The sequence below is a fragment of the Corynebacterium sp. HFH0082 genome, assembly GCF_000411235.1.
Lineage (GTDB): Bacteria > Actinomycetota > Actinomycetes > Mycobacteriales > Mycobacteriaceae > Corynebacterium > Corynebacterium jeikeium_D.
Genome location: NZ_KE150404.1, coordinates 381,393 through 393,494, shown reverse-complemented (window position 1 = coordinate 393,494; position 12,102 = coordinate 381,393). Strand labels below are relative to the sequence as shown.

Annotated in this window: 13 protein-coding genes; 5 read left to right on the top strand and 8 right to left on the bottom strand. The window is 58.7% G+C overall.

Annotated elements, in window-relative coordinates:
• Positions 1-23: 23 nt before the first annotated feature.
• Complete coding sequence (locus HMPREF1206_RS10870; protein ID WP_231367160.1) at positions 24-1,427, bottom strand: LCP family protein; 1,404 nt, start codon at positions 1,425-1,427, stop codon at positions 24-26.
• A 131-nt stretch (positions 1,428-1,558) separates the two neighbouring features.
• On the opposite strand from HMPREF1206_RS10870, the gene HMPREF1206_RS01655 reads away from it, so the two are divergent.
• Positions 1,559-2,368, top strand: coding sequence for a fructosamine kinase family protein (locus tag HMPREF1206_RS01655; RefSeq protein ID WP_016421672.1), 810 nt, complete (start codon positions 1,559-1,561; stop codon positions 2,366-2,368).
• Here the strand turns inward: HMPREF1206_RS01655 and HMPREF1206_RS01650 are convergent.
• Entirely contained in the window at positions 2,365-3,753 is a 1,389-nt protein-coding gene (locus HMPREF1206_RS01650; RefSeq protein WP_016421671.1) for an amidase, read from the bottom strand. The two genes, HMPREF1206_RS01655 and HMPREF1206_RS01650, sit on opposite strands and share 4 nt — an antisense overlap.
• 33 nt (positions 3,754-3,786) lie before the next feature.
• On the opposite strand from HMPREF1206_RS01650, the gene pheA reads away from it, so the two are divergent.
• Positions 3,787-4,722: a prephenate dehydratase gene (pheA, locus tag HMPREF1206_RS01645; RefSeq protein ID WP_016421670.1), complete on the top strand. Its 936-nt coding sequence runs from the start codon at positions 3,787-3,789 to the stop codon at positions 4,720-4,722.
• Positions 4,723-4,725: 3 nt separating this feature from the next.
• Positions 4,726-5,517 (top strand): histidine phosphatase family protein, encoded by a 792-nt coding sequence (locus HMPREF1206_RS01640; protein ID WP_016421669.1) that lies wholly within the window; start codon positions 4,726-4,728, stop codon positions 5,515-5,517.
• A gap of 34 nt (positions 5,518-5,551) precedes the next feature.
• Here HMPREF1206_RS01640 and HMPREF1206_RS01635 read toward each other — a convergent pair whose 3' ends face one another.
• From HMPREF1206_RS01635 to HMPREF1206_RS01625, 3 genes are all read right to left on the bottom strand, one after another.
• Positions 5,552-6,097: a DUF1707 domain-containing protein gene (locus tag HMPREF1206_RS01635; protein WP_016421668.1), complete on the bottom strand. Its 546-nt coding sequence runs from the start codon at positions 6,095-6,097 to the stop codon at positions 5,552-5,554.
• Between the two features lie 75 nt (positions 6,098-6,172).
• Positions 6,173-6,517 (bottom strand): metallopeptidase family protein, encoded by a 345-nt coding sequence (locus tag HMPREF1206_RS01630; RefSeq protein WP_016421667.1) that lies wholly within the window; start codon positions 6,515-6,517, stop codon positions 6,173-6,175.
• Between the two features lie 31 nt (positions 6,518-6,548).
• Positions 6,549-7,796, bottom strand: a complete 1,248-nt coding sequence (locus tag HMPREF1206_RS01625) for a septum formation family protein (protein WP_231367159.1) — start codon at positions 7,794-7,796, stop codon at positions 6,549-6,551.
• A 134-nt stretch (positions 7,797-7,930) separates the two neighbouring features.
• Between HMPREF1206_RS01625 and HMPREF1206_RS01620 the strand changes: the two genes are divergently transcribed.
• Together HMPREF1206_RS01620 and serS are read left to right on the top strand one after the other, a co-directional pair.
• Positions 7,931-8,581 carry a LysE family translocator gene (locus HMPREF1206_RS01620; RefSeq protein ID WP_016421665.1) on the top strand — a complete coding sequence of 217 codons (651 nt, stop codon included), beginning with the start codon at positions 7,931-7,933 and terminating at the stop codon, positions 8,579-8,581.
• Between the two features lie 47 nt (positions 8,582-8,628).
• The gene (gene serS / locus HMPREF1206_RS01615) at positions 8,629-9,891 is read left to right on the top strand and encodes a serine--tRNA ligase (protein ID WP_016421664.1); all 1,263 of its coding nucleotides are present in this window, start codon (positions 8,629-8,631) and stop codon (positions 9,889-9,891) included.
• A 299-nt stretch (positions 9,892-10,190) separates the two neighbouring features.
• Here serS and HMPREF1206_RS01610 read toward each other — a convergent pair whose 3' ends face one another.
• From HMPREF1206_RS01610 to HMPREF1206_RS01600, 3 genes are all read right to left on the bottom strand, one after another.
• Positions 10,191-10,937 carry an ABC transporter permease subunit gene (locus tag HMPREF1206_RS01610; protein ID WP_049193142.1) on the bottom strand — a complete coding sequence of 249 codons (747 nt, stop codon included), beginning with the start codon at positions 10,935-10,937 and terminating at the stop codon, positions 10,191-10,193.
• Between the two features lie 74 nt (positions 10,938-11,011).
• The gene (locus HMPREF1206_RS01605; protein WP_052317790.1) at positions 11,012-11,812 is read right to left on the bottom strand and encodes an ABC transporter ATP-binding protein; all 801 of its coding nucleotides are present in this window, start codon (positions 11,810-11,812) and stop codon (positions 11,012-11,014) included.
• Positions 11,812-12,099, bottom strand: a complete 288-nt coding sequence (locus tag HMPREF1206_RS01600; protein ID WP_016421661.1) for a PLDc N-terminal domain-containing protein — start codon at positions 12,097-12,099, stop codon at positions 11,812-11,814. The genes HMPREF1206_RS01605 and HMPREF1206_RS01600 overlap by 1 nt, the downstream gene beginning before the upstream one ends.
• Positions 12,100-12,102: the final 3 nt, after the last annotated feature.

Genomic DNA, 12,102 nt, shown 5'->3' with positions numbered 1-12,102 from the left:
AGCAGTTTTAGCTACTCTCTTGGCTATCTCAGCTCCGCAAAAAGTGTTGGCGCTTCGATTTCGTCCCAGAGCAGCACATTGCCCGCATAACCGGTATCCATGGCGCCTGAGGTGGGCACGGTAAGAGAATCGGAACCGAACAGCATGCGCAACATCAGCCAGGTCAGATGCCAGACATGGTCACCATCGCCGACGAGCACGGCCTTAGTGCCAGCATTGGCCAGGCGAATCCAGCGGTAGGGGTTGAGCCATACCGCAGGTGACTTCAGCCGTCCCATCAGCGCACTCATGAATTCACGCTGCCGCTCTACGCGGTCCAAGTCTCCCTGGGCGGTAGCACGCGTGCGCACGTAACCCAGGGCACTCGCGCCATCGAATTTCTGGCAACCGGCCTGAATATTCAGGCCTGCCAGCGGGTCGTCGATGGCTTCTTCAGGGCACATTTCGATGCCACCGACAGCGTCGACGACACCGGCGAAACCGCCAAAGCCAATTTCGGCGTAGTGGTCGATGTGAATTCCAGTGTTTTTCTCTACGGTGTCGATGAGCAACTGGGGGCCACCAAATGCGAATGCCGCATTGATCTTGTTTTTGTCATTGCCTGGGATATCCACGAAGGAGTCACGCGGGATACTGACCAACTTCGGCTTACCGAACACCGGAATGTGGGCAATCATGATGGTGTCTGTGCGCTGGCCGAAATCACCACTGCCCGTCGACAGCTTGGCGGCATCTTCCTCTGACAAGCCCGTACGAGAGTCCGAACCGACGAGCAACCAGTTGGAGGACATCGTATTGGCAGGGCGATTTGCCAGACCTGAGAACGCGTCGACCCTGGTCAGGCGGATGTCGACAAGTGCCATCGTGGCGACAAGGAAGATGACGACAACCAGGATGATGGATTTAAAGCGCAAGCGTGGCAGCCGCATGCGTGGCATGCGGAAGCTCGACCTGGCACCGGCTCCGCCACGGCTGCTGCGGCGTCCACCACGGCCAGAACTCGCTGCTTGTGGGGCACTGTAGTAGTCCTGCGACGAACCCTGCGAGGAAGATTGGAAATCCGCATCCGGGTTATAGCCGGGTGGAGGAAACCGCGGATCGCTGCCAGCGCGTCCGCTACCGGTCCGGTTCATCGGTGGACGGGACTCAATGCGCGTTTCGTTCAGTGGCGCCTGCCGACGCTCTGGTTGCGGCCTAGACCTGCGTGGAGGCATAGGCGCTGGGCGGGCTGCCCCTGCCCGAGAAGGGCGGTCAGGGCGGGGAGGGATGGGGCGTCGTGAAGCGCCACGCGAATCGGCTTCACGGGGGCGAGCATGCTTCGGCGACGCCCCGTCCACACGGCGGTAGATGGGGCGACCATAGCGATCTTTGAGCGGTCTGCCGTATCGGTCGCGGGCAATGCGCGAGTCGTCGAAGTTGCCTTCCATACCAATTAAGAATAGGCAACGACAGTGCACTAAGAGAACCGAGACAGCAATACAAGTATTGGTAGCGCTGGCGTTACCCTGCATGCGACGTGCTGAAAGGGTTTGGGACCGAAGAAGAATATGCTGAAAATATGTCCGCAATGAACCAGAACTACGAACGTGCAGTCAACGAGTCGGATGTTTATGTCAAGAGCCGACATGGTGTCCCTCGAGGGTTCTTCGCCTGTGAGGCGGCGGGGCTGGACTGGCTGCGCGAGGGCGAATCTGACGGTGGTGCGCGCGTCGTGGATGTGCTGGGCGTGAGCGGGCATGCGCTGAAATTGCGTCGAATTGAGTCGATGGCGCCGAATCCACAGGCAGCGTACGAGTTTGGAAAATCGTTGGCTATTACCCACAATCTGGGCGCCGCTGGCTGGGGTGCCGGCCCCGATGAGTGGGAGGGGCACGGCTACTTCGGTCCGCTGGATCAGCCACTACAGATGGACCTGACTCCACGGGAGAGCTTCGGTGAATACTGGGCGAAAGGACGTCTTCTGCCTGCGCTGGGAAAGTTGGAAAACTCCTACAATAACCGTCAGCTAGATATCTTTGACCAGCTCATTGATCAGCTCTTGGCTGGAGATTTCGACAACGAGCCAGACGCCGCGCGTGTCCACGGTGACCTGTGGTGGGGAAACCTCATGTGGGATGCAGACGGCGCGATCTTGATTGACCCCGCGGCACACGGCGGAGCCCGCGAGGAAGATCTGGCACTGCTGGCGCTATTCGGGGCAACGCACTTCGATGAGATCTTGCGTGGCTACGAATCTGTACATCCCCTGCCGGATTTCGCCGAGAGCTGCGAACTCCACCAGCTCTACGCGGTGCTCATGCACGCGGTGCTATTTGGTGGCGGATACGCCGGACAGGCAGCGGCAATGGCAGCGAAGTACGTGCGTTAGCTGGCGTTAGCAGCCTCCAGCACGCTAGCGATCTCCAGTAGCTCTGCCTCACCGCAGTGCACCGCACCGATGTTGACGCTGGTGGCGGGGAGCTTCGCATTGGGTGTGCTGCCGCTTGTGCCCGGCACAGCAATTGGCACGGACACGCTTGCCCACCCAGTCAGATTCCACAGCGACAACCACGGTGTCCACCGGGTTTGCTCGTCAAAGTCCTCCCACGGCGCCAACGCAGAGAAATGCCCAATACGTGGCGGATCAAACGCCAGCGTTGGCGTAATCACCGCATCGACTTCCCAACGCGATCGAATCGCGCCGGGCAGAGCCATCCGCTGCTGATGTGTCGCCGCCGCCTCAGTTGCGGAAATCTCCTGGCCACAGGCGCGAATCCACTGCACGATCTCGGAGTAGTCCGCGCGCGGTAATTTCGTGGACATTCGCGTGATGGTCCGTCGAAAGATTTCGAACACGTCCGGACCTGCCGGGTCATAGGGGCTGGGCACTTCCACCACCTCATACCCGGCGTCGGCAAGACGGTCAGCCGCCGCCCACACACCGTTTGCCCAGCGCTTATCGACGTCCACCTCAGCATGAAACGGGCTGACAGTGACACCGATGCGAAGGGGGCGCTGGGACCGTCGGAAAACATGCGAGGTTGCGGAAAAGGGCACCCCGGCCAGTAGCGCTGCGTCATCGACTGTGCGAGTGAGAAAAGCGGGCGTGGAGAGATTTCCACCCGCAATATCGTGTGCCGGTTTCAACCCAACGAGGCCACAGCAGGCGGCAGGCACGCGGATGGAACCGCCACCGTCAGAGCCCAGAGCTGCGGGAACGACACCAGTTGCGACAGCCACCGCGCTGCCGCCCGAGGAACCACCGGGAGTGCGTGGCGCGGTATCCGGCTGATTGGACAGCTGATTGGGCGCGGCGAAATAGGGGTTTTCCGGAGCCGGGTAGCCAATCGGCTCGGTGTAGGCCGTCATCCCAACCTCGGAGGTGTGTGTAGTCGACGTGAGGATGGCGCCGCGAGCCAGAAGTTTCGCCACGGGTTCCGAGGTTTCGGTGGCGGTGAAAGCCAAGTTGGCGGAGCCCATCGTGCATTTGACACCGGCGATGGTGAATAGGTCCTTAATCGCCACTGGCAGTCCCAGGAGGTCACGCGGGAGGCCGTGGCTAGCGCGCCGGGCGGCCTCTGATTGAGCAGTGAGGCTGCGTGCACGGTCGACAGCGTGCTCGGCCAAGGACGTGGCAATACCGAAACGGGCGGGATTGGCTGCGGCGTCGTCGGCAAGCGTGACGAATTCCGAAACGATCTCCGATACCGAGATTGCGCTACTGCGCACGGCTTCAGTGAGGGCGCGGGCGGGCATCTCGGAAGAAAAGGTCATGCAATAAGTGTAGAAGCCCTCTAATCTGAGCTTATGACGACGGTTACTTATTTGGGTCCTGCGGGCACATTCACCGAGCAGGCGCTGTGGGACATGGCGCGTGCTGGCGAGATTGATCCGGCAGGGGAATCCGCGGTCAATGCGGTGCCGGTGGATAGTCCCGCGGCCGCGCTTGGAGCCGTGCGCCGAGGGGAAGCGGACTTTGCCTGCGTGGCTATCGAAAGCAGCGTGGACGGTCCCGTCACACCAACTTTTGATGCCCTCGCTGCTGGGCCGGAGCTGCAGGTTTTCCGTGAAACCGAGGTCGGGGTGGTCTTCTCTATCCTGGTCCGTCCCGGTACGACGGCGGAACAGGTGCGTACTTTTGCGACACATCCTGTGGCGTATCCGCAGGTCAAACAGTGGGTGGATGCCAACCTTCCGGGCGTGGAAGTTCATCAGGCCAGCTCCAATGCGGCGGCGGCTCACCAGGTCGCCGAGGGTACCCATGACGCTTGCGCTGCCCCGGCCCGCGCGGGTGAGCTGCTCGGACTTGAGGCGCTGGCCACTGAGGTCGCCGACGTGCGCGGTGCCCGAACCCGTTTCCTACTGGTGGGGCGCCCTGGTGTGCCGATGCCGCGCACCGGTGCCGACCGGACCTCGGTCTCCTTCACGCTGCCGAACCAGCCCGGCACACTGATGCGCGCCATGAATGAGTTCGCAGTGCGACAGGTCAACCTCACCCGCATCGAGTCGCGGCCGACACGCGAGCTCTTCGGCCTCTACCGCTTCTACATCGACTGCAACGGCCACGTTGATGATGCACAGGTTGCGGCGGCTCTCGCGGCACTGCACGAATACGCCGAAGACCTGCGGTATCTGGGATCTTGGCCGGTCGCTGAGGGCGGTCGCCGCAGCATTATGACCCCGCCGCCGGATATCTCCCAGTCAATTGAATGGGTCGACGCGCTCAAGGAAGGACGAAGGTAAAACATGACACCCGCCGCGCCCGAAAATCCAGTTGGACAGCTGCCTTTCCTCGATGACCGCCCAGACCGCCCTGAATCTGTCATGCCGGTTGATTCCCAACGCATCATTTTCATCCGCCACGGGCAGACCACCGGCAACATCAACCGCCGCCTGGATACCGCATTGCCGGGCGCACCGCTCACCGACCTCGGTGTGAGGCAGGCGCGCAGTCTGGGACGTCTTTTGCTTCCCGACGTCCACAGAATCGGTGACATCGTCACATCCCATGCCCTGCGTGCACGCCAAACTGGTGCAGGCGCGGTCGCGAGTCTGCACCACCTGGGAGAGACTTCCGTTCGCATCCGCCATGAGGGTGGTCTCCACGAGATTCAGGCCGGCGACCTTGAGGGGCGCAATGATCGCGATGCGCACATGGAGTACATGCGCGCCTTCTACCAGTGGCTCAATGGGGAGCTGGAGTACCGTCTTCCCGGCGGTGAATCCGGTGCTGACGTGCTGAATCGCTACCTGCCGACGCTACAGCAGCTGCTGGAGCAGGCAGGAGCGACAGGTGGTGAATCCAAGGAGTCCAGGGAGGGTAGCAGCAAGGATGTCGTCATTGTCAGCCACGGCGCGGCTATTCGTCTGATTGGGCAGTATCTGACCGGGGTGGATCCGGAATACGCACTGCGACACCGCATTGCCAATACCGAGCGAATTGAGCTGGTTCCGAACGCAGCGGCCGTCGGCAAGCGTGCTGGCATTGAACCGGGCGCGTGGGATGTGCGTCGCTGGGGCGACAGCGAGTTGCCCTAGAAGGGAGCGAAACGGCGACCGTTACTGCTGACCGTTACTGCTGGCCCTCCTGAATCTCGCGGCGCTTCTGAGCTGCCAGGCGTAGGCGTTCCGTGCGACGCTTGGATTCCTCTTCGTTGATTTCGTTGAGGAGCTCTTCTTCGTCATCATTGATGTTCAAGGCGGCGCGCCCGATAAGGGCAACGGCCGCAGCGACGATGAAGCCGAGCCACGCGTTATCGATATTGGTGAAAAACATCAGAACGATAGTGACACATACGATAACGCCTGCAGCAGAATCAACAATGTTGAGCTGGCGGCCCTTTTTCATCAGGTTTTGCAGCTCTTGATCGACACTTTGATGCTGCGGATTAGCCGGGGTGCCCTGTGAACTCTTGGGGGAGACCTCAGCGGGCAGGTCCGCGAAGAGTGTTTGTAGTTGGGAGCGGGTTTTAGCGACTGCGGCAGCTTCGGCGCGCTTGGAGAATTCATCGACATCCAAGTAGCCGTCAGCGAAATGATTGCCGAGACGCTCCATGGCAGCGTTGCGCTCCCTATCGCCGACCCTGATTTCTGGCTTCTCGCTCGAGTTGTCGCTCATGATTATTAAGGTTACAAGGAAGAAAGCTGCCGTGAAGAAGCCGAGAGGAACGAGACCTCGCAGGGCGGGACACACTTATCCGTAGCCGAGACGGTCCAGATCTTCCTCCTCGAGGCCGAAATAATGCCCGATTTCATGCAGGAGAGTGACCCGAATCTGCTCCACCAGCTCCTCTTCGGTGTGGCTGATGCGGCAGAGCATGTCGCGATACAAGCTGATTTGGTCAGGCGGACCCCAGTGGTTGTTAGAACGCTCGGTCAGAGGTATCCCCTCGTAGAGTCCCAGCAGTGTGGGCTCGTCGAGGTTATACGGGTGAACCTGGATGATGACCTGATCGAGCTGATCGAGAAACTGCGTGGGAATGCGGTCGATGGCCTCATCGACAAGCGCATCGAACCGCTCAGGGCTAACGTCAACCATTTATGGTGCTGCCTCGCAATGTCCTGTTGTTCTACTGTCCTGCGGGAGCGACTGCGTTATCCACAGCGCCTGCTTCAGCACCAGTACTGTCGGCGCCGACCTCACCGACGTCACCTGTGCCAGCGCCAGCGTCACCCTGCTCCTCCCGCAGCGGATTGCGCGGTGGTGGAGCCACGGGCGGCTGGCCGTCGATAGTGAAGGACTCGTTAGCGTGGCCGTTGAGAGTGGAGAATCCGCCCTGGCCATTGTCCTTAATCAACCAGCAATTCACACTGCGCGAGCCAGCATTGAGCGACTCCTGCGACAGGGACGTCCAAAATGGCAACAGCGTTGAGTTATACAGCGGGTCGTCACCGCCGAGGTAATTCTGCGCGAGAGTCACACACTGTTCCGCGAGCACATCATTCTGCTCCTGGTCAGTGGGGACGTTGTCACCGAAATGGTCGCGGAGATTGACAATTCCCGTCGACTCCATCAGGTGATCTTCCACGCAAGGCACCTGGCGGATGGCGCCGCTTTCGTCCAACGTCACGCAGCGGCCGCCCTCGAACACGCGGGACTGGTCCTGCCCGGCCGCAGGACCGGACATGTGCGCCGTGTTGCCGTCTTCATCGACGACCTGGATACCGCACAGGAAGGTTCGATCACCCTTTTCCCACTGGCTAGGCGAAGGAATGATTGGCGCCGTGATAAATCGACCGTCCGGATCGTACTGGCCGCCCAGGTATTCAGTCACGGTGTTGCGACACACGCCATTTTGCAGAGCCACCAAATTGTCCGCTGTCGGGTAGTTGGCAGTTTTTGCGTATTGCCCCGGATGTTCCTCGTAGTCGGCGAGGTTCAGTTTCTTGGCGACCTCATAAGCGTGTGGCTGCTCACAGGGCACGACGCGGAAGTCAGAAACATTCAAATCTTCTGCCAGATTCCAGTCCAGACAGTTGCCCGCGGTTGCGCTGGTGAACGCCGTCGTCTCCTTGTCAACGATGGTCGTCGTTGTCGACGATGACGCGCTTGCCGACGAGCCCTTGCCCCCAAGTGGCCCACTCGGTGGCTCGATGACTCCCGCTTGCAGCGCGAATGCCATTCCCGCGGCGCCGACCAGCATTGCCGTCGACAAAGCGCGCATTCCCCAGCTTCCACGCGAGTTACGGGAAGCGTTGGCATCGTTGCTGGCTGCGGAGGATGCACCAGCGCTGGCATCTGCGCCAGTACCTGCACCGGAGTCAGTGTCTGTGGCGGCAGCGTGCTCGCGATCCTGGTTCATATTGTCATCAGCCATAGTGACCCCATTGTGCACCGCCAATGAGCCTGTGGACAAGGTAACGCTCTGTCCGAGTTTGCGGTCCGAGTTTGCTCAATAACTTCAGGCACTACAATAGTCCGGTATTTGTTCGCTACCCGAGGACCCGAGTCTTGACCTGGACTGCACTACTCAGCCTGCTGGGCGTCCACATTATTGGTATGGCCTCACCAGGGCCTGACGTCTTCTTAATCCTGCGCCTTGCCACCAAATCCCGAAAGCATGCCATCGCAGCGGTTGCGGGTATCAGTACTGGTGCCACGATCTGGATGACCCTCACAGTGTTTGGGTTCGCAGCTGTCATCACCGCCAATCCTTTGCTGATGGGCGTAATCCAGCTCGTTGGTGGCTGTTATCTCATTTACATGGGTATCAGTATGGCCAAGGCAGGCATCAATACCCTCCGCGAACTGCGCGCCGGTGCCGCACCAGCCTTGGGAAGTGAGGCGCTCCGGTCACCGAAGGCGACGTTCCGCCAGGGTTTTTTCACCAACATGTCGAACCCGAAGATTGTTCTCTTCCTCGCGGCAGTGCTTTCACAGTTCATTCCCGCAGGCGCATCCGTGGGGACGCTTGTGCTTTGTACGTTGGTGCTAATCGTCTCCCAAATCGCTTTCTTCCTATTTATCGCAATCGTGGTGTCGACGGATGCCGTCGTCAAGCGAATGGTGCTGGCAGGGCCGTGGATTGACACTGTCGCCGGCGTGATCTTCCTCGTCCTCGGCGCGCTGCTGGTCGCCTCAGGAGCGGAAGCGGCACTCTAGCAAGCCTTGTGCCTGCTTGCCGACGTAAACCAGGTACTCTAGGGGACGTGATTGATCTCAAATTTCTCCGCGAAAACCCTGAAGTAGCCCGCGAGTCCCAGCGCACCCGTGGTGAGGACCCGGCATTGGTCGATCAGCTGCTGGAAGCTGACGCTAAGCGCCGTGAGGTTATTGCCTCCACCGACGCGCTGCGTTCAGAGCAGAAGGGCTTCGGCAAGAAGATTGGTCAGGCGTCGAAGGAAGAGCGCCCGGCCATGCTGGAGAAGGCCAAGGAGCTTTCCGACGCCGTGAAGGCAGCCGAAGCGGAGCAGAAGGAAGCCGAGGCTGAGGTCGAGCGCCTGCAGTACCTGATTGGCAACATCGTTACGGGTGCGCCCGCCGGCGGCGAAGATGACTTTGTCGTGCTGGAGGAAATCGGTGAGATTCCACAGTTCGACTTTGAGCCCAAAGATCACCTGGACCTCGGTGAGTCGCTGGGTCTTATTGATATGGAGCGTGGCGTCAAGGTCTCCGGTTCCCGCTTCTACTTCCTGACCGGTTACGGTGCCATGCTGCAGTTGGCCATGATGAACCTGGCTGCTCAGAAGGCAACTCAGAATGGCTTCCAGCTGATGGTGCCGCCGGTGCTGGTTCGTCCGGAGACCATGTCGGGTACTGGCTTCCTCGGTGCGCACTCCGATGAGATCTACTACCTGCAGGAAGATGACCTCTACCTGGTCGGTACCTCGGAAGTCGCGCTGGCCGGCTACCACTCCAACGAGATTATTGACCTGTCGGAGGGGCCGCGTCGCTACGCTGGTTGGTCTTCCTGTTTCCGTCGTGAAGCGGGCTCTTACGGCAAGGACACCCGCGGTATCCTGCGCGTACACCAGTTCGACAAGCTGGAGATGTTCTCCTACTGTCCGCCGGAGCAGGCGGAGGCAGAGCACCAGAAGCTGCTGAACATGGAGCGCGAGATGCTGGCCGCGGTCGATGTTCCGTACCGCATCATCGATGTTGCTGGTGGTGACCTGGGTGCATCGGCTGCCCGCAAGTTCGATACCGAGGCATGGGTGCCGACGCAGAACACCTACCGCGAGTTGACCTCGACTTCGAACTGCACGACTTTCCAGGCTCGTCGTTTGAAGACCCGCTACCGCGATGCCGATGGCAAGTCTCAGTACTGCGCCACCCTAAATGGCACGCTGGCCACGACGCGTTGGCTGGTCGCCATTCTGGAAAACCACCAGCAGGCCGATGGTTCTGTGGTGATTCCGGAGGCGCTGCGTCCGTTCATGATGGGCAAGGAAGTTCTCGAGCCGGTTAAGTAGGTTTTCGGGGCCTGGGCTGCGGGTTCCGCGGCTCGGGGCTGGTTGCTCGGTTGTTGGCCGGGGCTGGCATGGGGTCGGCGTGGGGTCGGGCTCGTTCTGCAGAGAAAGTGCCTAAGTTTATGACACTTTTCGGCCAATTTTTGGTTCGAATCTGTCATAAACTTAATCAGTTTCTGGTTGTGGTCGGGTCGGTGAGCTACGAGACGGTCGTTTTGTCCACGTCAAGACCAGTTTTCTATGTGCATGGAGAAAATTCGCGAGAGAGTCTAAGCGGATTTCCTTCAGCTAAAGCCGTTGACTTATAGCTCTTTGTGCTGCAGTACTGCAATTGCAATGCCGAAAAGTACAACGGCGATGGATAATCCAGTGATCACCGGCTGCGGAGCAACACTTTGTCCCGCGAGAACCGCATCGGCTTGTTTCAGGATTCCCGCTGGATTCCATGAATCTGCAGGAGCCCAAGTACTTAAGACTTGTAAGAGCATTCCCGTGCCGACGGCTGCGCCAGCTGCGCCCACCTGAGAAAACGACGCTACACCTACGAGAAATGCGGCAGCCACGACAAGTGCCATTACGACGAACCACGTAAGTAGCGCATAGAAGATTTGCAGAATTTGGACGTCCCCGTAGATTGCGAACGTGATGGCAACGTTGAGTATTGTGGCGATGACGATTGTGGTTGCCGGAATAAGCAGCGCGCAAAGAATTTTGGAGACCATGAATTTCCATCGCGGCACATGACGGGTCAGACTAAATAAGTACGAGCCATCGCTGAGCTCGCTTGCTGCACATGAGCCAGAAACTATAGCTACAACCAGGAGGAACACCTGGTTGAGATCTTTAATCCATTGAGCATGAGCAGTGCTGTACGTCGGTTTAGGTAAGGTGTCAGCGATGGCAGCGAGTTCAGCCCCGCCTAATGTCTGGACAATCTCCTTTAAATAGTGGGCAATGAAAGGCCCCGAAACGGCGAGGAGCAATGCCGCGGTAGCTAGTAATGGGAGTCGCCATGTGCGCAAAATCTCTTCTGCATCTTTGCGTAACAAAGCTGGGAAGACTGCCTCTGTATGAGTCCGCGATGCAGTGGTCCTACACGGTGCGGTGGTAGTTTGAGGTGTCATTATTCTCTTCCGGTAGTCGCAATGAATACTTCTTCGAGGCTGCGGTGCTCTGGCTGAGAGCTTTCGACGACCCAACCGGAATGGTTGATTGCTGACTGCAGCCTTGATGAGGTTGAAGGTTTGTCTTGTGGGCCTGGGGAAACCACTAGATGCAGTCTCTCGCTTGTGGGGGTGAGCAGGTGGTTCAGAGGCCCCTCTGCGACGATTTTTCCGTCGTGCAAAATGCCAACGCGGTCACAAATCTTCTCCGCATCATTAAGTAAATGTGTGGAAAAAAGCACTGTGGCCTGGCCGCGGAGGGCTTTAATCATAGAGAGAACGTCGTATCGCCCAATCGGATCGAGTGCCGATGTTGGTTCATCGAGGATGAGTAGCTCGGGAGCGTCGATAAGCGCTTGTGCAATTCCCAAGCGTTGACGCATTCCTCGAGAAAAATCCATAACTCTTTGGGACTGTCCTGTGAGTTTCGCGAGGCTGAGCAGTAACTCAACTCGGTTATCGAGCACAGCGCCGCGGAGTCCGCAGAGGCGTCCGCAGTACTTAAGGAATTCGTCAGCTCGCATCCACGGATAGTAACTGGGAACGTCAGGGAGGAAACCGACACGCTTGGCGGTAGTTTTTAGTTCGCCAGAGTCGATGCTGGTCAGTCCTAAAATTGCCCTGATTGCGGTAGTTTTTCCAGAGCCATTGCGTCCGAGAAAACCATAGATTTCGCCGGGCTCGAGTGCGAGTGAAACTCCATCGAGCACAGTCTTTGAACCAAAGGATTTATGTAGGTCAGTGACTTCGAGCACGGTCATTATTCCTGCCTTGAGCTGTGCGATGAGTCGTTGGCATAGATTTTGTTAACGATGTCAGTTGCAGATTCCTGTGATTCTTCGTGGTAGTCAACTGTTTCTGTGCGGCTGAACCCAGTGGTCAGAAAAATAATTGGTCCAATGAAGTTCACGACTATGACGATGACCACCCATGCAGTTTTGGGAAAGTAGCGGATACGTTTTGCGGGGGTGCGGGCCAATACAACCAAAGAAAGTGTCAGCAGTACTAGCTGGACAATTGCGGCGATAATGATTACATACGACGGCATGAT